The following is a 24,681-nucleotide window of genomic DNA, read 5'->3' as shown; positions in this document are numbered from 1 at the left end:
GTCACGGCTTATTCCCTGATCGTCGGCCTGAGCGAGTTGGGGCAGTGCAATGCCAAGCAGGCGGCCATGCTGGCCGGCCTGGCGCCGATCGCCAACGACAGTGGGGCGCGCCAGGGGCAGCGATCGATCAGAGGCGGCCGCAAGGCACCGCGCAACGCCCTCTACATGGCGGCGCTGTCGGCCTGCCGCTACAATCCGGACATGAAAATCTTCGCCACGCGGCTGAAGGACAAGGGAAAGCAGGCCAAGGTCGTTCTTACCGCCGTCATGCGAAAACTCGTCGTCCTCGCCAACACGCTTCTCGCTGAAAATCGATGCTGGACGCCAAATCCACCTTGACCTTCAACACAGATGCTCATCCCCGGTGCAACAAGTTGCACCTGACCTGCCGGCACCTTTCCCCAGCGAGGGAGAAGAGACTCGCGGTGGCCACTCGCCCAGATCTTTCTCGTTTGCGAAAAGGACGTCAAGATTGGGCGCGCCGGTGCGCCCAGCCCCTTCGCCCCAGCGGGGAGAAGTGCCGGAGCGACAGCGAGGCGATGAGGGGGCCACGGGCGCAAACGGTGCTACTCCAGCAATATGCACACCACAAAACCCCGCGCCCGAGCAAGGCCCGGCGACGGTCGGCTGAAAAAAGGGAACGGGCAGGCGGCATCGTATGGATAGTATGGGTATCAGGCATTCCACCTGCCCGATCGCGTCTGGGTTTCCGGTTCGTCCGGGCCGACAGGAGCGTCTCTCGGCCTTTCCTTGCCGGATGGATATCAGGCCCTGACAGCCCTTGATCCACCTGTGGCGACCATCACCGAAGGCCGGATACCAAACCTGGCGTTACCGGTTCGCGAACCCGGCTCCCTGTCCGATGACGCGGCCATTGTGGAGCGACACCGGATGACGGGGATGAATGAGCGCGACGATTTCGGCCAACGCGCTGATTAACAAACGATATTTGTGCTCCGTGACATCAAATTTTGCTCGCGCCGTGAAGGATCATAGCGCGCCGCGCCTCACCCCGCCGCCAACTCCCGCTCCACCAGCCGCGTCCAGAACGCCACGCCCGGCCCGATCGCGTCATCGTTGAAATCGTAAGCCGTATTGTGATGCAGCGCCCCATCCACCGCCGGGCCGTTGCCGAGCCAGACGTAGCAGCCCGGCGCCTGTTGCCCGAAGAATGCGAAGTCGTCGCCGGCCGTCGAGGGCGGGAAGTGTGTCACCACCTTCTCGCCGAACACGTCGCAAGCAGCGGCCAGCGCCCGCTCCGTCGCGTTGGTATCGTTGACGACGGGCGGAATGCGCCGTTCGAAGCCGTAATCGGCGGCAATGCCGAACATCGCTGCCGTGCCCTCCACCAGCCGGCCGATCTCGTGCTCGAGCTGGTCGCGGACATCGGGCGAATAGGCGCGCGCCGTGCCGCCGATCTCGACGATATCGGGGATGACGTTGAGCGCCTTGGGGTCGCCCGCCTGCAGCGAGCAGGCGCTGACGACGGCCGGCTGCAACGGATCGACGACGCGGCCGACGATGGTCTGCAGCGACGAGAGGAACGTGCCGGCGGCGGTGATCGGATCGCGGCCGAGATGCGGCTTGGCGCCATGCGTGCCGGTCCCCCGGAAGGTGACGCGCCAGCTGTCGGAGGAGGCAAGCTGCGGCCCGGCGACCACAGCCATCTCGTCGACGGCAAGCCCCGGCATGTTGTGCAGCCCGTAGACGGCGTCGCAGGGGAAGAGCTCGAACAGCCCCTCCTCCACCATCCGCTTCGCCCCGCCGCGCCCCTCCTCGGCCGGCTGGAAGATGAAATGCACGGTGCCGGAGAAGCCGCGCGTGGCCGCCAGATGCCGGGCGGCGCCGATGAGCATCGTCGTGTGCCCGTCATGGCCGCAGGCATGCATCTTGCCCGGCACGGTCGACTTGTAGGGACGATCCGCGATCTCGGGCATCGCAAGCGCATCCATGTCGGCGCGAAGCCCGATGCTGCGGGTGCCGTTGCCCACCTGCAGCGTGCCGACCACACCGGTGCCGCCGAGCCCGCGGTGCACCTTGATGCCCGCCTCACCTAAGAGCCTGGCGACGATGCCGCTGGTCCGCGCTTCCTCGAAACCGAGTTCCGGATGGGCGTGCAGATCGCGGCGCAGCGCGGTGAGGAACGGCAGATCGGCTTCGATCTCGGCGGAAATAGGCATGCGATGGACGATCCCGTAAATGCAGTCGGCGCCAGGGCAGCGCCCGTCAGAGACGGTTATCTATCAGGCAAAGGAGCGGCGAATTCAACCTTTCGCGAGTGCAGCATTGGCGTGTGCGGCGCCGTTGCCGCCGATCTCCCGCACTTGTGAACGCGTGGCGAATTTTGCGCGTCGCACGACAACTTGACAGCAACCGCGCTCGGGTGACGTAATCCCTTCAACGCGAAAGGCCGCACCATGAGCGACGACCAGATCCCCGCCGATAGCAAGCTCACCAATTCGAAGCGCCGCTGGGCCGACGAAGGCAAGTTCCTGACCGGCCGCACGAGTAGGCCTGAGACCGACCGGCTACCGCCCGGCCAGCATCTCGTCAAGAACTGGCCGGTGCTCGACCTCGGCGAACAGCCTGTTGTCTCCACCGACACATGGCGGCTGCAGGTCGGCGGGCTGGTCGAGACCCCGCTCGATCTCGGCTGGACCGCCTTTCAGGCGCTGGAACAGACCACCAGGGTATCCGACATTCACTGCGTGACGACATGGTCGCGCTACGACAACAAGTGGAAGGGCGTCGCCACGCGCGATCTTCTCGACCTCGCCATGCCGAAGGCGGAAGCGACCCACGTCATGCTGACCAGCTATGACGGCTATACGACCAACCTGCCGCTTGCCGATTTCGCCGCCGAAGACGCCATTCTCGCCACCTCCTGGGAGGATCTGCCGCTGAGCCGCGAACATGGCGGCCCGATGCGGCTGATCGTGCCGCACCTCTATCTGTGGAAGAGCGCCAAGTGGCTGCGCCGCATCGACATCATGCCGGCGGACGCGGCCGGCTTCTGGGAGCGCAACGGCTACAGCATGTATGGCGACCCCTGGCGCGAACAGCGCTATGCCGACGACTGATCGCCTGGCGTTCGTGAAGCCGCGCGCGCCTGCCGGGGACAAGCGCGTTTAACGCGCATTCCTTCGCGTCTTACGCAAAGATTTACTCGCCTCTACATTGAACATTCTGTTCAAACGAATCCTTTAGTGTAAGTTGGCCGCAGAATGGTGCACCGCATGAACCCATCCTGGGTTGTTCGGATTACCTGTCGCACATTTCACGCCCGAGTTGATGACCAAGGACACGTCGTTTCACACCGTCACGCAGAAGCTTCTCGACGCCTGGCTGAGTACGTCTCCGCATCAGCCGGGCACGCCGGAAGCCGTCTATCGCGACGCGCTCGACCTGCTGACGCTCAAGATGCGTCTGACGATCATCGTGCTCGAGGGCGACGATCCGATGGACTGGCAGCTGCGGGTCGTCCGCTCCTCCGGCTTCGCGTCCCGCATCCTCAACATCAACAAGCTCTTCGCCAACCAGCGCATCGGCGACTTCAAGGATCGCAGCTACATGGAGACGGCGGTCATTCCGCGCTATCGCGAGGTGATCGCCTCGCAGAAGCCGTCGATGGAAATGGTCAAGACAAGGCTGCTCGGCGTCGACATCGCCTACGAGCGCATGGTGCTGCCGCAGAGGACGACCGAGGCGCGCCCGGCCTGGCTGCTGACCGTCACCAATGGCCGCTTCATGTTCAACGCGCCCGAGCGGCAGGCCAAGCTCGACGTCACCGACGAAGCGGTGGTGCAGCTGCTGGCCGAGGGCGCGACCGCCAAGCAGATCGCCAGCGAACTCGGCATCTCCCACCGCACGGTCGAGCACAGGCTGGAGCGGATGAAGGAACGCTACGGCGCCAAGAACACGGTGCACCTCACCGCCATGCTGGTGGCGATGCACCTGCACCGCGAGACCGACCGGAACTAGATGTTTGGGCGAGGCAAAGCCCCGGTGGACCGGGGCTTTGCCTTCTCCTTAGCGAAGAACCGGGGCGGACGCGCGGCGAACACCCGGCGCGGCCGAGAGCTTGCGTTCGGCAAGCGCCCCGAAGGCAAGACCGATCACCGCCCAGAGGATCGCGTGCATGCCGATCGAGGTGGTGCGGAACCGCCATAGGAGCATCGCCGGATAGTTGTCCGGCACCTCGTTGATCGCAGGCAGAAGATAGAGCACCGCGCCGATGAACAGGACATAGGCAAATCCGGCCGCGATCGCGCCATTCCACGCTCCAAGCCTGGGCGAAAGCCGCCGGGCAAGGACGATCGCGGCAACCAGCGCGGCGATCGACACCACGATCATCAGGAAGAACAGCTGGGTCCTGACCTCGATCGTCTCGGGACGGCCGACCGCGGGCGGATTGGCGGGATACTTGATGGCGGGCACGATGACGATGGCAACGAAGGCCAGGGCAGCGATGACGGCCGAGGTCGCCCGCGCGCCAAGGCTGCTGACGCGGCCCTGCACGAAGGTGAAGATCAGCGCGAAAATGCCGCCGATGGCCATCCCGTAGGCCGTGACCGCGATGAACAGGCCGATGCCCACCTGTACGGTCCGGCTGAACAATTCCGGTTCCGGCGCCTCGCCCGCGGCTTGCGCCGCTGCTTCCTCGATGGCGATCGACTGATCGACGAGCGGTCCGCCGAACGTGTGGGCGAAGGCAAACACAAGGACGCCGGCGATCAGGCCCGCCAGCATGCCGCGAAGCAAAAGTTTTCCAACCATATCTCAAACTCCCTCAAAGCATGCCGCGCGAAAGCGTGCAGCGCTTTTGCGGCAACGACATGCGACAAAACAAAGACTTGAAGCGTAACGAGCGAACCCTGCGGATCGCGACACGCTTTAGTGGCAGGGGAAGCCGAGAAGGTGTCGGCCGTCATGCACGAATTCGTGCACATACATACCGTCGAACAGCGCCATCGCGCCTTCTTCGGTGCCGACGAAATAGATGGCGATCAGCATCAGCAGGCCGCCGAAAATGGCCCATGGCAGGATGTCGCCGACGGGAATGGGTGCGGCCACCGAAGTGGGCGCGAGCGTGGTACGAGACATGAATTCCTCCTGGAATAACGCGTTCAGTCGAGAATGTTCGTGGGTAGGGTCTGACTTCCAGTCTGAGGTATCCTCATCCTGATCACAGTGGCGCGACCGCACCGGAATTTCACCGGCTTCCAAACCTACGGAATCGACGATATAGCTGCGACCCCGGGCCTGTCAACGCACTGTCACACAAGGCGGGCGGCGCCTCGATGACGAGGAGAACAGCAAGCGTGATGACGCGCCTCACCTTCATCTGCCACGGCGCCACGGACGCCATCCGGAAAGCGCGTTTCCCGCTCGACGAAGCGCTGGAGGAGAAGGCGACCGCCGCGGCCCGGGCGCTGGCCTCGCGAATGCCGCGCGCCGACCGCGTCTTCACCAGCCCGGCGCTGCGCGCCCGCCAGACCGCCGACGCCCTCGGGCTGGACGCAGGCGTCGTTCCGGCCTTGTCCGACTGCGATTACGGCCGCTGGGCCGGGCAGCCGATCGCGGCGCTGCACGAGAGCGAGCCGGACGCCCTGTCCGAATGGCTGACCGATACCGACGCGGCCCCGCACGGTGGCGAGAGCATCCGCGCGCTGCGGGACCGCGTCGAGCCGTGGATGCGGGCGCAGTCCGCGCAGGGCGGTCAGGTGATCGCCGTCAGCCACGCCCCCGTCATCAGGGTCGCGGCCCTGATCGCCCTTTCAGCACCGCTGTCCTCCTTCTGGCATATCGACGTCGAACCGCTTTCCGCCATCGAAATGACCAGCAACGGCGCGCGCTGGTCGCTGCGCTTCGATCGCGTGTAGACGCGGAGATTTCACATCTTGAAATTTAGATAAGCCTTGCGCAAGCCAATTGCGCGAAAGCTAATTCGCCTGGCATTTCCAGGTGATAATCCTTCGTAAAAGGAGGCCTGACCATGTCTTACGATTGGAACGGGGCGCGGCTGAGACGCACGCGCCTCATGCGGCTCACCGGCGGCGCGATCTTCCTGTGCCTTGCTGTCACCGTGTCCATAATGATGCGACTGTAGACCATGCGGACAACGGGCGAACGACTGCGTTCGCCCGTTTCCTCTCCCTTGAGGCAGGTATTTCAACAGATCGAGATACGCCTATGGGTAGGTGAGGATAACTAGAAGTCACCTCCTAGTTTCAACGGATACTTTAGACTTCCATGCTATATCTCTTGAAGGTGGAGATGGAGTGGGGAGATGCCGGCATTTTTCCGGAGCAGAGCCGGACGGCAGTGGCTGTCCCTCGTGGTGCTTGGCGCGGCCCTGTGGGTCGTGGGAGCGCTGCTGGAATTCGGCGAACTGCTCGCCTGGTTCGTCCAGCAATTCGACAGCTACGGCGCCGACAAGCTGGTGCTGGCGCTCGCCGTCGGCGGCACGATGAGCTTCGTCTATTCCGTCCTGCGCATCACCGATCTTCGCAAGGAAATGGACCTGCGCGCCAAGGCGGAAGCCAGGGCCGACTGGACCGCGACGCATGACCACCTGACCAAGCTTCCCAACCGCTACGCCTTCGAGCGCGCCGTGCTCCTGCACCGGCGCGCGCAGATCGACGAATACAGCGAGGAATGGGCACGCAACGTCAGCATCTTCTGCGTCGACCTCGACGGCTTCAAGAAGGTCAACGACCTGATCGGCCACAATGGCGGCGATGCGCTGCTGGTCGAGGTCTCCAAGCGGATCTGCGCCATCGGCAGCGCCGACTCCGTCTACCGTTTCGGCGGCGACGAATTCATCATCGTCGCGACCGGCCTGTCGTCGCAGCACGAGGAGCGCCTGTCGCGGCTTTTGATCCAGGCCGTGACGCGCCCGATCCACATCAACGGCTTCGCCGTCGAAGTCGGCGCCAGCGTCGGTTACGACCGCTGGCAACAAGGCGAACGGCTGGAAGACACCGCCCACCGCGCCGACCTCGCCATGTACGAGGCAAAATCGCGCGGCCCGAACAACTATCTGGCCTTCGAGGCATGGATGCGCGACAAGGTCGCGTTGCGCGCCTCGTTGGAAGCCAAGCTGCGCGTGGCGATCAAGGACAAGGCGATCCGCCCGTTCTATCAGCCGCTGATCGATCTGAAGACCGACGAGGTCTGCGGCTTCGAGGCGCTCGCCCGCTGGACCGACGACGAAGGCAACAGCATTCCGCCTTCGGTCTTCATCGGCATCGCCGAGGAGACCGGGCTGATCACCGTCCTCTTCGAGGATCTGCTCAGCCAGGCCTGTCATGATGCACTCGCCTGGGACGATCACATCACGCTGTCGTTCAACGTCTCGCCGGTGCAGATGGAGGACCGCCTGCTGACGGCGCGCATCTTCAAGGCGCTGACGGTAAACGGCCTGCCAGCCCACCGCCTCGAAATCGAGATCACCGAAAACGCCCTGATCCAGGACCCCTCCAGCGCCGCCGCCGTCCTCGACGAATTGCACGATGCCGGCGTGCAGATCGCGCTCGACGATTTCGGCACGGGCTATTCCAGCCTGTCGCAGCTCGCCAACTACCGCTTCGACAAGATCAAGATCGACAAGAGCTTCACCGCCACCTATCGCGACGACGAGCGCCAGGAAAAGATCGTGCGGGCCATGCTCGCGCTCGGCCTCAGCCTCAACATCAAGACCACGGCCGAAGGCATCGAGGAGCCGCGACAGCTCAACCATCTGCTCGAGCTCGGCTGCGATGTCGGCCAGGGCTATCTCTTCGGCAGGCCGATGCCCGCCGACGAAATCGCCCCTTTCCTGCACGCGAGAAACAGGACTTTGGCGGCCGAATAGGCAGCGGCCGAGCCTTTTGCCGTAAAATTAGCTATTTGTGATGGAACCATTTAAGATGTGGCGACGTTGGTACGTCGGGTCGCATAGGCGCCATTGTCTGCGGCATGCCCTCGGCTTGCCAGATGCAGCGATCCACGGTCGGGCACCGCGGTTCCCGACAATTCAGTCAAGAGTGTACCCTTATTCATAGGAGAGGGATCTTATCATGAATGTTCGTATCGTGACTGCGTCAGCAGCGCTTCTCATGATCGCCGGGTCGGCCTCGGCGGCAGACATCGTCGCGGAACAGCCACCCGCACCGGTCGAGCAGGCCGCGCCGCTCTTTACCTGGAACGGCTTCTACACCGGTATCCAGGGCGGCGGCGCCTGGGGCAATGGTGATTTCTCCGGCATCGGCTCGTCCAGCATGAATGGCGGCCTGGTCACGGGTTTCGCCGGCTATAACTGGCAGCTCGACAACAGCATCGTGCTCGGTCTGGAAGGCGACGTCTCCTACAACTGGAATTCCGAGGACGTCGGTCCCAACAGCTACAAGTTCGACACGACGGGATCGGTTCGCGCGCGTGTCGGTTACGCGCTTGACCGCGCCCTGCTCTACGGCGCGGCCGGCTGGACCGGTGCCCGCGGCAGTGTCGATACGCCCGTCGGCAGCGACAGCGCCACCTTCTCCGGCTGGACCGTCGGCGCCGGCGTCGACTACGCCTTCACCGACAATGTCTTCGGTCGTGTCGAATATCGCTACAACGACTACGGCAGCAAGGACCTTCTGGGCGTCGACACCGACTTCAACCAGAATGTCGTGACCGTCGGCGTCGGCATCAAGTTCTGACCCAGCATGCTTGGCGGCTGAATGCCGCCTGTTGAAAGAGCCCGGTCCCGCACCGGGCTTTTCCATGTCTGGAGGCCTGGTCGTTTCGACAGGGAGCCTCGACAGGTAACGTAAAGCCACCATCGGACGCGAAAAACCTGTGGGATATTTCGGGATCGCGCCGCGCTTTCCTTGTCCGACTCACCGTCGGAAGGTAAGAAGAGGCTAATACAAGGCCGCGTGAACAGGCCGATCCGTTAGTACGTCACCAACCTCTAACGCATAAAATTTCCATAAAATTCAACAGGATAGGATGCCGCCGCGTGCCCACGCGGCGAGCCGAAAGGTATGATGATGCGGATATCATTCATGATTTCAGTATTGGCGACGATGCTGATGGCCTTCCCCAATACCGGCACGGCCGGCTCCGCGCTGCGCGCCTCCCGCGCGATCGGCGCGCCGATCGGTTTCCCCTCCGCGTGCACCCGCTATGCCTGGCTGTGCCGCAATACCAGCAGCGGCGACATCAGCGACGAAAAGGCGATGCCGCTTCTGAAGAAGATCAACCGCGACGCGAATTCGAGCGTCAGGCCGGCGACGGACTACACCACGACGGGCAAGGCCGAATACTGGTCGCTCCCGATCGGCAACAGGGGCGATTGCGAGGATTACTCCTTGCTCAAGATGAAAACCCTTCTCGACGCAGGCTTCCCCGCCAACAAACTCGCCATATCCGTGGTCATCGACCGCAACGGCGGCAACCACGTCGTTCTCCTTGCCCGCCTGAAGTCGGGCGATTACGTGCTCGACAACCTCTCGGGCAGCGTCAAGCCCTGGTCCAGCACCGGATATACATTCCTCGCCAGCCAGAACTTCAACAACAAGAGCGCATGGCAGGTGACGCTTGCCGGACCGCGCGCGGCCCAGTTCTCCGGTACCTGAACGGACTCCGCACGGATTTCGCCGGCATCCGGTACGCGCCCGACGACATCGTGTTCACACCGCAAAAGCCCGGGCACCTCGCCCGGGCTTGATGTTTGCGACGGAGAAATGGCGCGGCTTCGGTAAACCGCCGCCATGTCCCGATCGAGGCAGACGCGACCAGTGCTTAGCTGCCGCTCTTGCCGCCGGCACCGCCAGCACCGCCGTTGCCGCCGGAGCCGCCGTTGGCATTGCCGCCGTTGCCGCCGGAGCCGCCGTTGCCGCCGCCGTTGCCGCTGCCGCCACTGCCGCCATTGCCGCCGTTGCCGCCGCCGCCGCCGCCACTGCCGTTGCTGCCGCCGTTGGAGCCATTGCCGCCATTGCCGCCGCCGCCGCCGTTACCGCCGCCGTTGGCGCCGCCATTGCCGCCGGAACCGCCGCTGCCACCGCCGTTGTCGCCGCCATTGCCGCCATTGCCGGCATTGCCGCCCTTACCGCCGCTGCCACCGAAGGTGCTGCCGCCATTGCCGCCAGCACCACCGTTGCCGCCGTCGCCGGCATTGCCACCGTTGTTGCTGCCGCCCTTGCCGCCATTGCCGGCCTTGCCGCCATTTCCGCCGTCACCGCCGCCATAGCTTCCGCCATTGCCGCCTTTGCCGCCGTTGCCGCCCTTGCCGCCGTTGCCGCCACGGTTGTTGCCGCCGTCGCCGCCGCTACCGGCAGCTCCACCGTTACCGCCGTCGCCACCCCACCAGCTGCCGCCAGTGCCGCCGCCGCCGCCGTTGCCGCCCTTGCCGCCGTTGCCGCCACGGTTGTTGCCGCCGTTGCCACCGTTGCCGGCCGCTCCGCCGTTACCGCCGTCGCCACCCCACCAGAAGCCGCCATTGCCGCCGCCGCCGCCGTTGCCGCCGTTGCCGCCATTGCCGCCACGGTTGTTGCCGCCGTTGCCGCCGTTACCGGCAGCTCCGCCGTTACCGCCGTCACCGCCATGGTTATCGCCGCCATTGCCGCCGGCGCCGCCATTGCCACCGCTTCCGGCATTGCCGTAGCCGTTGCCATTGCCGTTGCCGTTGCCGTTACCATTGCCATGGTTGTGGCTGTTGCCATTGCCATTGCCATTGCCGTTGCCATGGTTGTGGCCGTTGCCATTACCATTACCATTACCATTGCCATTGCCATGGTTGTGGCCATTACCATTACCGTTGCCATTACCATTGCCGTTGCCATGGTTGTGGCCATTACCGTTGCCATTGCCATTGCCGTTTCCATTGCCCTGGCCGTTACCATTCCCGCCGGGATCGACTATCCCGGCGCCTGGGGCGGCGCTCGCCGTATCGCTGCCGCCATTGCGGTTGTTGGAAGAACCGTTGTCTCCGTTCCGTCCATTTCGATCATGGTTGGAATCGAGGAAGGGATTCACTTCGAAAATCGACTGAACCGGAAAGCACAGTCGCTCCTCGATCGATCCCGGCTGCACGTTTCTGCAATTGAGATTGAGCGCCTGGGCGCTCCCTAGGCTCGTTCCTGCCAGCAGAAATCCTACGCTGACAGAGAGCTTCAATAGTGTTCTGTTCATTTCGCTCACTCCCATCGTTAACGTGGCGTTAACCAGGGAATTTTTATATGAGTGAGCAGTAAATTAGGAAGGACAAATAAAAATGAAGAGCATACTCATTTCGGCTGCAATTGCATTATTTAGTATAAAAGCATCATCTAATAGTAGATAATCGCGGAACCTCTGAATAACACAAGGAGCTTTATATGCGGAGAATTGCGGCCATTCTAAGTTTTGTTATCGGTATTCCTTTAGTTTCTAGTCAGAGTTTTGCAGGATCCGAAATTCCCGCCAGCCGTTCTATAGCTCCTCCTGTTGGATTTGGACAAGCCTGTGCCAAATACGGATGGGTTTGCAACGGCACGGGTGGTGTCGATGTTGATGACAAGGAGGCGCTTCGCGCGATTCAGGCGGTCAATCGCTACGTCAACGCGAAGGTGAAGCCGGCCGAGGACCGGGCGACGAGCGGCAAATCCGAGAACTGGACGCTGCCGATCAACAACAGGGGGGACTGCGAGGACTATGCGCTCCTGAAGATGAAGACGCTGCTCGATATCGGCTTTCCGACCAGCAAGCTGGCACTTTCGGTGGCCCTTGATCGCAACGGCGGCAACCATCTCGTCCTGATCGCCCGGTTGAAGTCCGGCGATTACGTGCTCGACAATCTCGCCTACAGCGTCAAGCCGTGGCAACGCACCGGCTACACCTTCCTCGCCAGCCAGAACTTCAATCGCAAGGCTGCATGGCAGGTGACGCTGGCGGGGCCTCGCGCCGCCCAGTTCACCAAGGGCTAGGCGGTTCGTCGGCGGGCGAGTTTAGGAAACCTGAGGTAGCAATCCGTGCCTGGGCGGGCAAGCCAGGCACGGCGGACCGCCCGGCTGCGCGGTTCCAAACGCTTAATCCGCGCCACGGGCGCGGAAGATGATCGCGGCAATTCCAAGCAGGTAAAGCACGGACCGCATCATCAATCCTGCAACGAACCGTAAAATCCCGGGCAAGCATGCTCGCCCGGAGCTGATACGCGCGGACGGCGAAAAAGTTGCATCGCCGCCACGCAATAGCCGGCTTAGAGACACGAAGAGGCGAGGACATGTTTTTTTGGTGGCGGAACAATACGATCCGACCTATCGTTCCCTTTAGGCAATGGAGGTTGCCGAAGGAGGGAAAGATGAACGATAGCGTTGTTGGCTTTCTGGTCGCCGCGGAAATGTCCGCCCTTTTCTGGGCTGGCGTGTTTTTGGTCGCAGCGACTTTTTCCTGAGACAAATATTATTGTCTTGAAACGGTGTTATCACTGGAAGAATGGTAGCGGGGGGCGGAATTGAACCGCCGACCTCAGGGTTATGAATCCTGCGCTCTCACCAACTGAGCTACCCAGCCACACCACCGACGATGCCGTTTGCGATGCGCCCGACCCGTGGAATGAGCGGCTTATAAGGCGCGCCTCACTGTCATGTCAAGCACATGATCGAGAAAATCACCGGGCTTTTGTCACGCCGCCACGGCGCCCGCCAAGAGCGCCTTTAGCGACGCTTCCGCCGCCGGCTCGCGCTCCGAGCGCTCGATGAAACCACCGCCATAGACCCGCGCATTGTCGCCCGGCGCCGAGTAGAGCGCGCAGGCCTGCCCCGGCGCGACACCCGCCTCGCCGACCGCGAGATCAACGTAGATCCCGGTGTGATCGGCATGCAGCACGGCCGGTGTCGGCATGCGCGTCGAGCGCACCTTGGCGAAACAGGCAAAGCCCTCGCCCGCTGCCGCCTGCGCAAGCTCCTCGTCGCCCAGCCAGTTTACATCGCGCAGATAGACGCGGTGCGTCTCCAGCGCTTCCTTGGGGCCGACGATGACGCGCCGCGAGCGGGCGTCGAGATAGACGACGTAGAGCGGCTCGCCGGTGGCAACGCCAATGCCGCGCCGCTGGCCGATCGTGTAATGCAGGATGCCCTCATGCTGGCCGAGCACCCGGCCGTCGAGATGCACGATCTCGCCCGCCAGCGCCGCGTTCGGCTTCAGCTTGTTGATGATGTCGGTGTACTTGCCCTGCGGCACGAAACAGATGTCCTGGCTGTCGGCCTTCTTGGCGACGACGAGGCCCATCTCCTCGGCGAGCTTGCGGGTCTCCGCCTTCGGCAGCCCGCCGAGCGGAAAGCGCAGATAGTCGATCTGCTCCTGCGTCGTGGCGAACAGGAAATAGCTCTGGTCGCGATCGGCATCGGCCGGGCGGTAGAGCGCGCGGCGGCCGGGATTGCCCGGCGCCGGATTGGCGCCGGAGCGGATGTAATGGCCGGTCGCCAGCGCATCGGCGCCGAGTTCCCGCGCGGTCTCGAGCAGATCGGCGAACTTGACCGTCTGGTTGCACGACACGCAGGGGATCGGCGTCTCGCCGGCGACATAGCTTTCCATGAACGGATTGATGACGGTGTCGCGGAAACGCTTTTCGTAATCCAGCACGTAGTGCGGAATGCCCAGCGTTTCGCAGACCCGGCGCGCATCGTCGATATCCTGACCGGCGCAGCACGAGCCGGCGCGATGCACGGCGGCGCCATGATCGTAGAGCTGCAGCGTGATGCCGAGCACATCATAGCCCTGCCGCTTCAAAATTCCGGCCACGACCGAGCTGTCGACGCCGCCAGACATGGCCACGACAACGCGCGTATCTTCCGGCCTCTTGTCAAAATCCAGTGTGTTCACGGGGGTGCTGCCAATTCAAATGGGTGTCTCGATCCGCCCTATCCTACAGAATCTTGGCGGATTTGCATCGCAACCGACGGGATCGACCGCCGGTTCTTGTCTGGCCGTGGATATAGAAAGGATTGGGTTGTCGTGCAAGGGGCGGTGATTCTGGGGTGGGGTGGTGGGTTTTGGCGTGTGGCGCTTGGTCTCATAACTGTTGTGCCGTGAGATACCCCCCTCTGCCCTGCCGGGCATCTCCCCCACAGGTGGGGAGATCGACTCGTGGTGAGGTCTCCGCCAAACAATGAAGGTGGAGTGAGCGGCGGCCCCCAGCCAATCTCCCCCCCTTGTGGGGGAGATGTCCGGCAGGACAGAGGGGGGTATTCCACGGCACACCCTCTCCAAAGGCACACCGAACTCCCACACCTCAAGCCGCCGTCGAAGCCACCACGCCCCCGCGCGCAATCAGCCTCTCGGCCTCGGCAAGCGGCATCGGCTTGCCCAGCAGATACCCCTGAACCTCGTGAAACCCCTCCTGGCGCAACCGCAGCAGTTGCGTTTCGGTCTCGATCCCCTCGGCGAGCGTCGTCGCGTTGAAGCCCGAGCCGATGCCGACCACGGCGCGGACGATCGCCAGGTTGCCGGGATCGGTGTCGATGCCGGCGATGAAGCTGCGGTCGAGCTTGATCTTGTCGAAAGCGAAGGCGCGCAGATAGCTGAAGGAGGAATAGCCGGTGCCGAAATCGTCGATGGCAATGCGGATGCCTAGCTCCTTCAGCGACTTCAAGAGCGGCAGGCTCTGGCCGACATCGGCGAGGAAAACCGATTCCGTGATCTCGATCTCCAGCCGCTCCGGCCGCAGGCCGCTCTCGTCGAGCGCCGAAACGACGCTGGCAAGCAGGCCGTTGTGGCGGAACTGGCTGACCGAGAGATTGACGGCAATCTTCAGGTTCAGGGGCCAGTCCGCCGCCGTTCGGCAGGCTTCGCGCAGCACCCACTCGCCGATCGCCACGATCAGCCCGGTCTCCTCGGCGACGGGAATGAACTCCATCGGCGGGATCAGCCCGCGCTCGGGATGGTTCCAGCGGATCAGCGCCTCGAAGCCGCCCAGTCGGTCATTTTCCAGCTGCACGATCGGCTGATAATAGAGCTCGAACTGGTTCTTCTGCAGCGCCTCGCGCAGTTCCGCCGTCAGCATGTGCCGGCGCTCCGCCTCGAGCCGCATCGACGGCTCGTAGAAGCGGTAGGTCGAGCGGCCGCTTTCCTTGGCGGCGTAGAGCGCGAGATCGGCATGCCGCATCAGCACGTCGTCGTCCTCGGCGTGATCGGGCGCCAGCGCGATGCCGATGCTGCAGGTCACATGCTCGTTGACGCCGTCGAGATCGAAGGGAGAGGACAGGGAGGCGAGCAGCCGCTCGGCGAAACGCTCGATGCAGCCGGGCTCCCTGAAGCCCACCACCAGCGCGAACTCGTCGCCGCCGAGACGCGCCACAAGGTCGCCCTCGTCGGCGAGGTCGGTCAGCCGCCCGGCCACCTGGCAGAGCAGCGCGTCGCCGGCCGCGTGACCCTTGCTGTCGTTGATATGCTTGAAGTGATCGACATCGAGATAGAGCAGCGCCACCGGCTTGTCGGCGGTGGCGCAGGCGGAAGCGCGCTTGATATGCTCGGCGAAGGCGGCGCGGTTCGGCAGGCCGGTGAGGACGTCGTGCATGGCCATGTAGGCGAGCCGCGCCTCGACGGAGCGCTCCTCGGTCACATCCTGCGAGATGCCGAGCAGGTAGCGCGGGGCGCTGCCATCGGGCGACGGCAGGGCGCGCTTGACGGTCCTCAAAATCCGCTGCTGGCCGTCGGTGCGCTGCATCGTCTCTTCGAAGCTGATCGCAGCCGGCGCCGCGAAGGCACGGGCATCCTGCTCGCGAAACGCCGCCGTCTGCTCCTTGTCGAAGAAAATGCGGTCGCTGTGGCCGACCACGTCGAGAGACTGACGGCCGACGATGTCGCCGCAGGCTTCGTTGAAGAGGATATAAAGACCATCCGCTTCCATGTCCTTGACGAACACCCCGACCGGCAGATTGTCGACGATGCTGTCGAGCAGCGAGCGCGTGTCGCTGATCTCGCGATGCGCGGCATTGACCTCGGTGCGGTCCTGCACGATGGCGAGGATCGCGTCGCGGCCGTTAAACCGAACGCCGCGCCCGTAGGTCAGCACCTCGAGCATGGTGCCGTCGGCCTTCAGATGCGTCCAGCGCTCGGCCCGCTCCATGTCGGAGCGCGCATGCACGGCGGCGATCATCCGCTGGCGTTCATGCGCCGGGCGGATGTCGAGCACGGTCATGCCAGCATAGTCCTCGCGCGAGTAGCCATAGAGATCGACGGCGGCGTTGTTGACGATCAGGAAGCACAATGTATCGGGGTCGTAGACCCACATCGGCGACGGATGGGTTGCGAACAGAGACTGGAAATCATCATTGGGCGTATCGGTCGAAGCGAATGCTCTCTGAATACCTGTCATCGGCGATGTCACATGAATTTGATGGCTGATTTCACCAGTAATAGTGAAAAAAGCTAAATAAAATCAGAATCATAGTTCGCACAAACTTTAGGCGAACCGCCCTCGCCATGGGCATATGCAACCGCTTGCCATGACGTTTCGCGGCTTTTCTTCACACCTTGGAAAGGTCTGCACAACGATCGACCAGCTCAATGGCGGCTATGCTCGCACTGCCCGTGATCGGCCAGCACCTCGATCACCCGGCACTCATCGACACGGCCGTGGCCGCATCCGGCGACCATCGCCTCCAGTTCCACCTTGAGCGCCGTCAGGCTGCGGATGCGCTGCTCGACATCGACAAGCCGTGCCTTGGCAATCGCATCGGCCGAAGCGCAGGGCTGGTTGGGATCGTCCTGCAGCGTCAGGAGCGTGCGGATCGCATCGACCTCGAAACCGAGTTCGCGCGCATGGCGGATAAACGCCAGCCGCCGGATATCGGCACGCTCATAGGAGCGCTGATTGCCCTCGCTGCGGCTCGGCACGTTCAGCAGCCCTATGCCTTCATAATAGCGGATCGTCGGCACCTTGACGCCACTCTGGCGCGATGCCTCGCCGATGGTGATCCTTCTCATCACGCGCTCCTTTAAAATCTCTAGTCTCTAGAGTAATATGGGAGGGATACTTGTCAATGACAAGCAAGCGATCGATGAACGATCTGGTCGGTATCCGCGAGCGGCTCTACCGCTGGTTTTGACTTTCCCCGCGCCAGTGCGCCGTGACCGCGAGGACAAAGCCAGGCCCGCCTGCCATGCGGGGCATTGACGGCCTGAAGCTGCAACCGAAGGCAGCGATCGTCACATTCTGGAACCTATCCCTTTCTCGCGCGTTTGTCGCTGAGGAGGAGAAGCACCATGACCAATGATTTCAATCGTCCGAATGCCGCGAACACCCCACCGGCGAAGAGTTCTTCGAAAACCATGTGGGTTGCGATCGCACTTCTGGTCGTCATCGTCGCCCTGGCGGCGACCTATTGGCCAAGGGGTGCTTCCGCTCCCACGGCATCCGCGCCAAGCGCGACGGCACCGGTAACCGAACCCGCGGCCCCGGCAACACCGCCTGCCTCGCAGGCCACGCCTCCGGCCGCGACGCCACCGGCAGCAGATCCCGCGACCCCGGCGCCGGCAACGCCAGCACCCGCGACACCAGCGCCCGCAACGCCGGCTCCCGCGAACCCGCAGTAAAAGCCGGATCAATCGCAGACGAGGGAAAGCCCGCCGGTTCAGGCGGGCTTTTTCGTGCGAAGCCGTCTTTCAGGCAAGGCCGATGCTTGCTGCAAGCGTCAGTTCTGGCCGGCTTTCAGCACCCGGTGCGTGCTGTCATCGAGGGCATTGCCCATCTGGCGGCCGTCCTTGGCCAGCCCGTTGGCGGTATTGGCGCAGGAAGACAGGGCCAGCATCGAGGTTAGCGCGATGGCAACGGCAAATCGTGTCATGAAAATCTCCCCAGTGTTCGGAATAGTGAAGTGGTGGGCCGGAACGGCACGCAATCAGACAGATAGCGCCCGCCCCTGCGCGATCAACGCCGCCGCGAGAGCCCGAAACGGAAAACCCGGCACAGTCGCCTGCGCCGGGTCTCTTCACATCTTCCCTGGGAGGAAAGCTCAATCAACAGCAAATACGAGCGGCTTGGCCTGCCGGACTGCCGGATTGGCGGTCAATTTTCCAAGCACCTCGTCGCTGACGGGGCCATCGACGTAGAGCAGCGCGATCGCGTCGCCGCCCTGCTCGCCGCGGCCGAGCTGGAAGTTGGCGATGTTGACGCCAGCCGCGCCCAGCGTCGTACCGATGAAGCCGATCATGCCGGGAACGTCGGTGTTGGAGATGTAGACCATGTTGGCGCCGACGTCGCCGTCGAGGTTGATGCCCTTGATCTGGATGAAGCGTGGCTTGCCGTCGGAGAACACCGTGCCGGCGACCGAGCGGGTCTGCTTGTCGGTCTTGACCGTCAGCTTGATGTAGCCGTCGTAGACGCCGGTCTTGTCGCGCTTGACCTCGGCGAGCACGATGCCCTTTTCCTTGATCATGATCGGTGCCGAAACCATGTTGACGTCGGCGACCTGGTTGCGGATGAGGCCGGCGAGCAGCGCGGACGTCAGCGCCTTGGTGTTCATCGTCGCGGTCGCGCCGTCGTAGAGGATCTCGATTTCCTTGATCGGATCGTCCGAAACCTGGCCGACGAAGGCGCCGAGAACGTCGGCGAGCTTGATGAAGGGCTTCAGGATCGGCGCCTCTTCAGCGGTGATCGACGGCATGTTGATGGCGTTGGAAACGGCACCCTTGACCAGATAGTCCGACATCTGCTCGGCGACCTGAAGGGCCACGTTTTCCTGCGCTTCGGTGGTCGATGCGCCCAAGTGCGGCGTGCAGACGACGTTGGGCAGGCCGAACAGCGGGCTTTCCTTGGCGGGCTCGACCTCGAACACGTCGAAGCCTGCGCCGGCGACATGGCCGGACTTGATGGCTTCGGCAAGTGCCGCTTCGTCGACCAGGCCACCACGGGCGCAGTTGATGATGCGGACGCCGGGCTTGGTCTTGGCGAGGTTTTCGCGGCCGAGAATGCCGCGCGTCTTGTCGGTCATCGGCACATGCAGCGTGATGAAGTCGGCCTTGGCGAGCAGTTCTTCGAGCTCGACCTTGGTGACGCCCATCTCCTGCGCGCGCTCGGCCGAGAGGAAGGGGTCGTAGGCCAGAACATGCATGCCGAGACCGATGGCCTTCTTGCAGACGATGCCGCCGATATTGCCGGCGCCGATGACGCCGAGCGTCTTGCCGGTGATTTCGACACCCATGAACTTCGACTTTTCCCACTTGCCGGCCTGCGTGGAGGCGTCGGCCTGCGGCAGCTGGCGGGCAACGGCGAACATCAGAGCGATGGCGTGTTCGGCGGTCGTGATCGAGTTGCCGAACGGCGTGTTCATGACGATGATACCGCGGCGCGAGGCGGCCGGGATATCGACATTGTCGACGCCGATGCCGGCGCGGCCGATGACCTTGAGGTTGGTCGCGGCAGCGATCAGCTTTTCCGTCGCCTTGGTGGCCGAGCGGATGGCGAGGCCATCATAGTTGCCGATGATTTCGGCGAGCTTGTCCTTGTCCTTGCCGAGCTGCGGCTGGAAATCGACTTCGACGCCGCGATCACGGAAGATCTGGACGGCGGTTTCCGACAGTTCGTCGGATACGAGAACGCGAGGTGCCATTGGGGGCTTCCTTCAAAAAGGTTCAACGATGGAATGTAATCGGGATTGCGAGGCTCCGCTTCGTGAGCGGAGCCGGATGCGATCAACTCAGGCAGCAGCCTGGGAAAGCGCCGCCTTCTGGGTCGAAAACGCCCAGGAGAGCCACGGCATCAGCTTCTGCATGTCGGAAGTTTCGATCGTGGCGCCGGCCCAGATGCGCAGGCCGGATGGCGCGTCGCGGTAATGGCCGATGTCGTAGGCGACACCTTCCTTGTCGAGCAGGCTGACGATGCCCTTGGCGAAGTTCGCCTGGCCGTCGGCGTCGAGCGCCAGCACGTCCTTGTCGATGATCTTCAGGCAGACCGAGGTGTTGGAAGCCGTCTCGGCCTTGACCGCCAGGTTGGCGATCCAGTCATTGGCGGCGACGAAGTCGGCGATGACCTTGGCGTTGGCGTCGGCGCGGGCCATCAGGCCCTTCAGGCCGCCAACGTCCTTCGACCACAGCAGCGCATCGATATAGTCCTCGACGCAGAGCATCGACGGGGTGTTGATGGTTTCGCCGGTGAAGATGCCCTCGATCAGCTTGCCGCCCGAGGTCATGCGGAAGATCTTCGGCAGCGGCCAGGCCGGTGCGTAGGTGGTGAGACGCTCGACGGCGCGCGGCGACAGGATGATGACGCCATGAGCGCCCTCGCCGCCGAGAACCTTCTGCCAGGAGAAGGTGACGACATCGAGCTTGGCGAAATCGAGGTTCTGCGCGAAGGCGGCGGACGTCGCGTCGCAGATCGTCAGGCCCTTGCGGTCGGCGGGGATGAAATCGCCGTTCGGGACACGAACGCCCGAGGTGGTGCCGTTCCAGGTGAAGACGACGTCGCGGTCGAAATCGATGGTCGAGAGGTCGGGCAGCTCGCCGTAACCGGCTTCGATCTTGCGCACGTCCTTCAGCTTCAGCTGCTTGACGACGTCGGTGACCCAGCCGGCGCCAAAGCTTTCCCAGGCGACCATGTCGACGCCGCGCTCGCCGAGCAGCGACCAGAGCGCCATTTCGACGGCGCCGGTATCGGAAGCGGGCACGATGCCGATGCGGTAATCCGCAGGCACTTCCAGAATTTCATGAGTGAGATCAATGGCCTGCTTGAGCTTCGTCTTTCCGATCTTCGCGCGGTGCGAACGGCCAAGCGGCGCGTCGGAAAGGGCTTCGAGCGACCAACCGGGACGCTTCGAGCAAGGGCCAGAAGAAAAATGGGTGTTGTTCGGACGGACGTCCGGCTTCGCGGTGGCAGTGGCCATATGTATACCCTTCCAGGTAATTAGCCTCTCGTTGGGGAGAGGTGTCCCGCCGTCGGATGTATTCCTGGTCCCTGTCGCAGTCAAGCGGAAAATCGTCGGTACCGGACAACGGGTACTGGGACGCCGATTGGCGATCACGGAAACGTGAGGAATGACAATCGCGCGCTTGACGCAGATCAAACCGACCACGGCGGAATTGAAGCATCACTGATCCGTAAGCAAACACAGGACATCGGAAAGAGTGATTGCCATGAATGCCCCGACCACTTTTTACAGCACCAAGAACAATTTGATCATTCCATTCATGTGCGGCTTCTACGATCGCGTCGCCGAGCCCTTCGCATGGGCGGCGTTGCGCATCGCCGTCGGCGGCATGCTTGTCATCGAGGGCTGGCAGAAGATCAGCCATCCCCTGGCGCAGGTGGGATTCGTCGAGAATATCGGCTTCTATCCCGGATGGCTCTGGTCGCCGCTTCTGGCCGGCCTGCAGTTCTTCGGCGGCTTCCTGATCGCGATCGGCCTGTTCACCCGTCCGCTGGCGCTGGCCAACACCGTGATGCTGGCCATCACGCTCTGGTTTCACTTCGCCAATCCCTACGGTTCGGAATTCCTGACACCGGCCGGGGTCGAGGCGTTGAAGAGCGGCGCCACCGAATACTTCACGCCCGCGGCCATGAAGCGCCTCAGCGACGGCGGCGGCGCCTTCCTCAGCGCCGTCCAGACCAAGGCCGAACTGGCCTCGCTCTTCTGGACCGGCGGCGCCGGCCTGTTCGCGGCCTTCGGCGGCGGCGCCTTCTCGGTGGACCGCACCCTGCTCAAGAAGGAATTCTGATCCGGCTTGAAGGATCGCCCGAAACGAAAAAAGCCGCCCGGCGATTGTCGGGCGGCTTTCTTTTGATGCTGTCTGTTACTTGTAGACCGGCTGTTGCAGCGGAATTTCCGGAGGCGGCTCGTAGGACGCCGTCTGGCAACCGCCGAACATGTAGCGGGCGCCGACGCGTGCTTCGTGAATGTTGAAGCCCTTGTCGCGGCCCGGGCCGCCGTTCAGGTTGTAGCCGAACATGTCGCCGCCATTGACGCGCAGGTAGCGGTAGCCGACGTCGGCCTTGACGTTGCAGGTCACGTCGATCGACGCACCGGCCATCAGGCCGTAGCTGAAGCGCCAGCTGCCCTTGCCGCCATGGGTGACGGTGGGATCGCAACCGATGCCGCTGCCGCTGGTGTCGCAAGACGTGTTGTTCAGGTCCTTCCACTTGACGTAGGTGCCGCCGATACCTGCGCCGACGTAAGGCGTGACGTAGCCATAGGTGCCGAGATCGACATAGGCATTGGCCATCAGCGACCATGCGGTCATCGAGGAAATGTCCGTGGAGGAGCACGAGAAGGAGCATGCGCCGCCGCCGACACCGGCGCCGCCACCGTTCGTCGATCCGTTGAAGTCGGACTTGCCGAGGTAGTCGAGCGTCAGGTCGGTGCGCAGGTAGCTGTTGATCTGGTAACCGACACCGCCGCCGATGGTCCAGGCGTCATCGACGTCGGCACGGTCGAAATCGACTTCGCTGGCATTGCTGCCCTGGAAGTATTTCGCGCCACGCAGATCGTTGAAGCCGTAGCCGACGTCGCCGCGCAGATACCAGCCCGTCGCTTCGGTCACGGTGACCTCCGGCGGGGCGATCGGTTCGGCGGGCGCGAGGTCCGCGGCGTAAGCATTCGAGGCAATGAGCAATGCGGCGAAGACGCCGGACAAACTTCTCTTCATGGATCCCACTCCAAGGTTCGACGCCTGGCAGGATCGAGCTCCGCCAGTGGAATACGTTTCGGTAAGGATAATGAAGTGGAAACGTTAAGCGCTGCTTAACTGTAATTGTGAAACATCGCCTTTTACTCAAAGGCACTATCAAACCGCTGATATAGTTCGCATTTTATTCATGGAACGGCCATCCGCGCCGAACGCGGCGATGGCCGCCGGAGCGCCGATAAAATCGCCCGGGTTAACAAAGTTAATAGCGGTTCCGGCCGCAAGGGCGTAGGGTGCATCGTCGGTCAGGACTTTAAGGCAATGACCGCTTGCGAGTTACTAAGCGCTTCCGCCCCCTTATGGAGGTGCGCCCATGTCGAAGCTCAATAGAGCTATTTCGTTCGAAGATGATCTATCGCCCGTGTTCGAGGCCCTGTCGCTTTGGTGCAGGGAGCAGAAATTCGGGGCCGACAGCCTTCAGGGCTGCGCGGCCGCATCGAGGCTGCTCGACTTCTTCGAAGACGGTGCCATCACGACACCAGCGCTTCTCGAGCTTATGCGTCGGGACTCGATCTGACAAAATCGCGATGAAAAATGAAAATGCCCAGCTAAAGGCTGGGCATTGGAATGCTTGTCGACGGTGCCTGACGCGTGTCAGGCGGCCGTGCGCACGCTCGAGATCGTTCCGATCAGGTCGTTGACGATGCGCTCGATCTGGCTGCGATCGTCGCCCTCCGCCATGACCCGGATCAAAGGCTCGGTGCCGGACGGGCGGATGACCAGGCGCCCGCTCTTGGCGAGCTCGGCTTCGGCTTCGGCGATCGCCTGCTGCACATGCAGGTCTTCCAGCGGCTTGCCGCCGGAATAGCGCACGTTGCGCAGGAGCTGCGGCACGGGCTCGAAGCGGCGGCAGATCTCGCTGACCGTCTTGCCGGTACGCTTGACTGCGGCAAGGATCTGCAGCGCCGCCACCAGGCCATCGCCCGTCGTGCCGTAATCCGACAGGACGATATGGCCGGACTGCTCGCCACCGACATTGTAATTGTTGTTGCGCATGTGCTCGACCACATAGCGGTCGCCGACGGCCGTGCGCACCAGGCCGAGACCCTTGCCCTGCAGGAAGCGCTCGAGCCCGAGATTGGACATCACGGTGGCGACGATGCCGTTGCCGCGCAGCTGCTGGTTGTCGGCATAGCTTTCGGCGATGACGGCCATCAGCTGGTCGCCGTCGACGATCGCACCGTTCTCATCGACGATGATGACGCGGTCCGCGTCGCCATCGAGCGCGATGCCGATATCGGCGCGCACTTCGTCGACCTTCTTCTGCAAGGCCACCGGGCTGGTGGAGCCGCAGTTGAGATTGATGTTGGTGCCGTTCGGCTCGTTGCCGATGACGACGACTTCGGCGCCCAGCTCCCAGAGCACGGCCGGTGCCACCTTGTAGGCGGCGCCGTTGGCGCAATCGATGGCGATCCTCAGCCCCTGCAGCGTGACGTCGCGCGGCAGCGTGCGCTTGGCATGCTCGATATAGCGGTCGTGCACGCCATCGACGCGCTTGGCGCGGCCGATATCGTCGGATTTGGCCAGCTGCGAGGTCATGTCTTTCTCGAGCAGATCCTCGATCTGCATTTCCAGATCATCCGACAGCTTGTAGCCATCCGGGCCGAAGAGCTTGATGCCGTTATCCTCGTAGGGATTGTGCGAGGCGGAGATCATCACGCCGATATCGGCGCGCAGCGAGCGCGTCAGCATGGCGACGGCGGGCGTCGGGATCGGGCCGAGAACGAAGGCGTCGATGCCGGCGGCGGTGAAGCCCGCGACCATGGCGTTTTCGAGCATGTAGCCGGAAAGCCGCGTATCCTTGCCGATGACGACCCGGTGTCGATGGTTGCCGCGCCGGAAGATCGTGCCCGCCGCGATACCGACCCGCATGGCGAGATCCGGCGTCATCGGAAACACGTTGGACTGACCGCGAATACCATCAGTGCCGAAATAGCGTCTTTTCATGTGCACCCCTGTGCCTTGAGCGCGCGTCACGCGGCGCATCGTCTTAATCGCAATTTGCACGCCTGCGCGTGTTCCCTCGCCAGTGAGGCCTTCATTGAGGCCACCTTA

Annotated in this window: 23 protein-coding genes and 1 tRNA gene; 11 read left to right on the top strand and 13 right to left on the bottom strand. The window is 63.1% G+C overall.

Annotation, left to right across the window (positions count from 1 at the left end; translation table 11 throughout):
* A partial coding sequence (locus GGQ67_RS12675) for a transposase (RefSeq protein WP_183900511.1) occupies positions 1–339 on the top strand: 339 nt, incomplete at its 5' end.
* Positions 340–1,007: 668 nt separating this feature from the next.
* On the opposite strand, the gene GGQ67_RS12670 is transcribed toward GGQ67_RS12675, so the two are convergent.
* Positions 1,008–2,180 (bottom strand): M20 aminoacylase family protein, encoded by a 1,173-nt coding sequence (locus GGQ67_RS12670; protein WP_183900510.1) that lies wholly within the window; start codon positions 2,178–2,180, stop codon positions 1,008–1,010.
* A gap of 237 nt (positions 2,181–2,417) precedes the next feature.
* Between GGQ67_RS12670 and GGQ67_RS12665 the strand changes: the two genes are divergently transcribed.
* Complete coding sequence (locus tag GGQ67_RS12665) at positions 2,418–3,080, top strand: sulfite oxidase-like oxidoreductase (RefSeq protein ID WP_183900509.1); 663 nt, start codon at positions 2,418–2,420, stop codon at positions 3,078–3,080.
* Positions 3,081–3,291: 211 nt separating this feature from the next.
* Complete coding sequence (locus GGQ67_RS12660; protein ID WP_183900508.1) at positions 3,292–3,981, top strand: response regulator transcription factor; 690 nt, start codon at positions 3,292–3,294, stop codon at positions 3,979–3,981.
* A 48-nt stretch (positions 3,982–4,029) separates the two neighbouring features.
* Here GGQ67_RS12660 and GGQ67_RS12655 read toward each other — a convergent pair whose 3' ends face one another.
* Complete coding sequence (locus GGQ67_RS12655) at positions 4,030–4,776, bottom strand: CbtA family protein (RefSeq protein WP_183900507.1); 747 nt, start codon at positions 4,774–4,776, stop codon at positions 4,030–4,032.
* 117 nt (positions 4,777–4,893) lie between these two features.
* On the bottom strand, positions 4,894–5,103 hold the full coding sequence (locus GGQ67_RS12650; protein ID WP_183900506.1) for a CbtB domain-containing protein: 210 nt from the start codon (positions 5,101–5,103) through the stop codon (positions 4,894–4,896).
* 218 nt (positions 5,104–5,321) lie between these two features.
* Between GGQ67_RS12650 and GGQ67_RS12645 the strand changes: the two genes are divergently transcribed.
* The 4 genes from GGQ67_RS12645 to GGQ67_RS12630 all read left to right on the top strand — a co-directional run bounded on the left by GGQ67_RS12645 (position 5,322) and on the right by GGQ67_RS12630 (position 9,605).
* Entirely contained in the window at positions 5,322–5,882 is a 561-nt protein-coding gene (locus tag GGQ67_RS12645) for a histidine phosphatase family protein (protein WP_183900523.1), read from the top strand.
* Positions 5,883–6,289: 407 nt separating this feature from the next.
* Positions 6,290–7,855 (top strand): putative bifunctional diguanylate cyclase/phosphodiesterase, encoded by a 1,566-nt coding sequence (locus tag GGQ67_RS12640; RefSeq protein ID WP_183900505.1) that lies wholly within the window; start codon positions 6,290–6,292, stop codon positions 7,853–7,855.
* A 205-nt stretch (positions 7,856–8,060) separates the two neighbouring features.
* A complete protein-coding gene (locus GGQ67_RS12635; protein WP_183900504.1) occupies positions 8,061–8,684 on the top strand; it encodes an outer membrane protein in 624 nt (207 codons plus the stop codon).
* A 348-nt stretch (positions 8,685–9,032) separates the two neighbouring features.
* Positions 9,033–9,605, top strand: a complete 573-nt coding sequence (locus GGQ67_RS12630) for a transglutaminase-like cysteine peptidase (protein ID WP_246400172.1) — start codon at positions 9,033–9,035, stop codon at positions 9,603–9,605.
* A gap of 166 nt (positions 9,606–9,771) precedes the next feature.
* On the opposite strand, the gene GGQ67_RS25310 is transcribed toward GGQ67_RS12630, so the two are convergent.
* The gene (locus GGQ67_RS25310; protein ID WP_183900503.1) at positions 9,772–11,160 is read right to left on the bottom strand and encodes a hypothetical protein; all 1,389 of its coding nucleotides are present in this window, start codon (positions 11,158–11,160) and stop codon (positions 9,772–9,774) included.
* A 185-nt stretch (positions 11,161–11,345) separates the two neighbouring features.
* Between GGQ67_RS25310 and GGQ67_RS12620 the strand changes: the two genes are divergently transcribed.
* On the top strand, positions 11,346–11,933 hold the full coding sequence (locus GGQ67_RS12620; protein WP_183900502.1) for a transglutaminase-like cysteine peptidase: 588 nt from the start codon (positions 11,346–11,348) through the stop codon (positions 11,931–11,933).
* A 509-nt stretch (positions 11,934–12,442) separates the two neighbouring features.
* On the opposite strand, the gene GGQ67_RS12615 is transcribed toward GGQ67_RS12620, so the two are convergent.
* From GGQ67_RS12615 to GGQ67_RS12600, 4 genes are all read right to left on the bottom strand, one after another.
* Positions 12,443–12,519, bottom strand: a tRNA-Met gene (locus GGQ67_RS12615).
* A 111-nt stretch (positions 12,520–12,630) separates the two neighbouring features.
* Positions 12,631–13,830 (bottom strand): tRNA 2-thiouridine(34) synthase MnmA, encoded by a 1,200-nt coding sequence (mnmA, locus tag GGQ67_RS12610; RefSeq protein ID WP_183900501.1) that lies wholly within the window; start codon positions 13,828–13,830, stop codon positions 12,631–12,633.
* Between the two features lie 409 nt (positions 13,831–14,239).
* Complete coding sequence (locus GGQ67_RS12605) at positions 14,240–16,324, bottom strand: putative bifunctional diguanylate cyclase/phosphodiesterase (protein ID WP_183900500.1); 2,085 nt, start codon at positions 16,322–16,324, stop codon at positions 14,240–14,242.
* 188 nt (positions 16,325–16,512) lie between these two features.
* On the bottom strand, positions 16,513–16,935 hold the full coding sequence (locus GGQ67_RS12600) for a MerR family transcriptional regulator (RefSeq protein WP_183900499.1): 423 nt from the start codon (positions 16,933–16,935) through the stop codon (positions 16,513–16,515).
* 279 nt (positions 16,936–17,214) lie between these two features.
* Here GGQ67_RS12600 and GGQ67_RS12595 point away from each other — a divergent pair, with 279 nt between their 5' ends.
* On the top strand, positions 17,215–17,544 hold the full coding sequence (locus GGQ67_RS12595; RefSeq protein ID WP_183900498.1) for a hypothetical protein: 330 nt from the start codon (positions 17,215–17,217) through the stop codon (positions 17,542–17,544).
* A 98-nt stretch (positions 17,545–17,642) separates the two neighbouring features.
* Here GGQ67_RS12595 and GGQ67_RS12590 read toward each other — a convergent pair whose 3' ends face one another.
* From GGQ67_RS12590 to GGQ67_RS12580, 3 genes are all read right to left on the bottom strand, one after another.
* Positions 17,643–17,795 carry an entericidin gene (locus tag GGQ67_RS12590; protein WP_183900497.1) on the bottom strand — a complete coding sequence of 51 codons (153 nt, stop codon included), beginning with the start codon at positions 17,793–17,795 and terminating at the stop codon, positions 17,643–17,645.
* A 168-nt stretch (positions 17,796–17,963) separates the two neighbouring features.
* Positions 17,964–19,559, bottom strand: a complete 1,596-nt coding sequence (serA, locus tag GGQ67_RS12585; protein ID WP_183900496.1) for a phosphoglycerate dehydrogenase — start codon at positions 19,557–19,559, stop codon at positions 17,964–17,966.
* An 87-nt stretch (positions 19,560–19,646) separates the two neighbouring features.
* Entirely contained in the window at positions 19,647–20,828 is a 1,182-nt protein-coding gene (locus GGQ67_RS12580; RefSeq protein ID WP_183900495.1) for a phosphoserine transaminase, read from the bottom strand.
* Positions 20,829–21,078: 250 nt separating this feature from the next.
* Here GGQ67_RS12580 and GGQ67_RS12575 point away from each other — a divergent pair, with 250 nt between their 5' ends.
* Entirely contained in the window at positions 21,079–21,660 is a 582-nt protein-coding gene (locus GGQ67_RS12575; RefSeq protein WP_183900494.1) for a DoxX family protein, read from the top strand.
* A gap of 75 nt (positions 21,661–21,735) precedes the next feature.
* Here GGQ67_RS12575 and GGQ67_RS12570 read toward each other — a convergent pair whose 3' ends face one another.
* Positions 21,736–22,587 (bottom strand): outer membrane protein, encoded by an 852-nt coding sequence (locus GGQ67_RS12570; RefSeq protein WP_183900493.1) that lies wholly within the window; start codon positions 22,585–22,587, stop codon positions 21,736–21,738.
* A gap of 352 nt (positions 22,588–22,939) precedes the next feature.
* Here GGQ67_RS12570 and GGQ67_RS12565 point away from each other — a divergent pair, with 352 nt between their 5' ends.
* Positions 22,940–23,143, top strand: a complete 204-nt coding sequence (locus GGQ67_RS12565; protein WP_183900492.1) for a hypothetical protein — start codon at positions 22,940–22,942, stop codon at positions 23,141–23,143.
* Between the two features lie 77 nt (positions 23,144–23,220).
* Here the strand turns inward: GGQ67_RS12565 and glmM are convergent, their stop codons facing one another.
* A complete protein-coding gene (glmM, locus tag GGQ67_RS12560) occupies positions 23,221–24,573 on the bottom strand; it encodes a phosphoglucosamine mutase (RefSeq protein WP_183900491.1) in 1,353 nt (450 codons plus the stop codon).
* Positions 24,574–24,681: the final 108 nt, after the last annotated feature.

Origin of the sequence: Rhizobium metallidurans (genome assembly GCF_014196505.1) — a bacterium.
Taxonomy (GTDB): domain Bacteria; phylum Pseudomonadota; class Alphaproteobacteria; order Rhizobiales; family Rhizobiaceae; genus Rhizobium; species Rhizobium metallidurans.
This window is presented reverse-complemented; position numbering and strand designations above follow the sequence as displayed.

Excerpts from the sequence above, each read along its gene's own strand:
- GGQ67_RS12570 (WP_183900493.1), bottom strand. The coding sequence starts at position 22,587 with ATGAAGAGAAGTTTGTCCGGCGTCTTCGCCGCATTGCTCATTGCCTCG.
- GGQ67_RS12655 (WP_183900507.1), bottom strand. The coding sequence starts at position 4,776 with ATGGTTGGAAAACTTTTGCTTCGCGGCATGCTGGCGGGCCTGATCGCC.
- GGQ67_RS12660 (WP_183900508.1), top strand. The coding sequence starts at position 3,292 with ATGACCAAGGACACGTCGTTTCACACCGTCACGCAGAAGCTTCTCGAC.
- GGQ67_RS12635 (WP_183900504.1), top strand. The coding sequence starts at position 8,061 with ATGAATGTTCGTATCGTGACTGCGTCAGCAGCGCTTCTCATGATCGCC.
- GGQ67_RS12575 (WP_183900494.1), top strand. The coding sequence starts at position 21,079 with ATGAATGCCCCGACCACTTTTTACAGCACCAAGAACAATTTGATCATT.
- GGQ67_RS12595 (WP_183900498.1), top strand. The coding sequence starts at position 17,215 with ATGACCAATGATTTCAATCGTCCGAATGCCGCGAACACCCCACCGGCG.
- GGQ67_RS12620 (WP_183900502.1), top strand. The coding sequence starts at position 11,346 with ATGCGGAGAATTGCGGCCATTCTAAGTTTTGTTATCGGTATTCCTTTA.
- GGQ67_RS12640 (WP_183900505.1), top strand. The coding sequence starts at position 6,290 with ATGCCGGCATTTTTCCGGAGCAGAGCCGGACGGCAGTGGCTGTCCCTC.
- GGQ67_RS12650 (WP_183900506.1), bottom strand. The coding sequence starts at position 5,103 with ATGTCTCGTACCACGCTCGCGCCCACTTCGGTGGCCGCACCCATTCCC.
- GGQ67_RS12600 (WP_183900499.1), bottom strand. The coding sequence starts at position 16,935 with ATGAGAAGGATCACCATCGGCGAGGCATCGCGCCAGAGTGGCGTCAAG.
- glmM (WP_183900491.1), bottom strand. The coding sequence starts at position 24,573 with ATGAAAAGACGCTATTTCGGCACTGATGGTATTCGCGGTCAGTCCAAC.
- GGQ67_RS12580 (WP_183900495.1), bottom strand. The coding sequence starts at position 20,828 with ATGGCCACTGCCACCGCGAAGCCGGACGTCCGTCCGAACAACACCCAT.
- GGQ67_RS12590 (WP_183900497.1), bottom strand. The coding sequence starts at position 17,795 with ATGACACGATTTGCCGTTGCCATCGCGCTAACCTCGATGCTGGCCCTG.
- GGQ67_RS12630 (WP_246400172.1), top strand. The coding sequence starts at position 9,033 with ATGATTTCAGTATTGGCGACGATGCTGATGGCCTTCCCCAATACCGGC.
- GGQ67_RS12665 (WP_183900509.1), top strand. The coding sequence starts at position 2,418 with ATGAGCGACGACCAGATCCCCGCCGATAGCAAGCTCACCAATTCGAAG.
- serA (WP_183900496.1), bottom strand. The coding sequence starts at position 19,559 with ATGGCACCTCGCGTTCTCGTATCCGACGAACTGTCGGAAACCGCCGTC.
- GGQ67_RS12565 (WP_183900492.1), top strand. The coding sequence starts at position 22,940 with ATGTCGAAGCTCAATAGAGCTATTTCGTTCGAAGATGATCTATCGCCC.
- GGQ67_RS25310 (WP_183900503.1), bottom strand. The coding sequence starts at position 11,160 with ATGAACAGAACACTATTGAAGCTCTCTGTCAGCGTAGGATTTCTGCTG.
- GGQ67_RS12670 (WP_183900510.1), bottom strand. The coding sequence starts at position 2,180 with ATGCCTATTTCCGCCGAGATCGAAGCCGATCTGCCGTTCCTCACCGCG.
- GGQ67_RS12605 (WP_183900500.1), bottom strand. The coding sequence starts at position 16,324 with ATGACAGGTATTCAGAGAGCATTCGCTTCGACCGATACGCCCAATGAT.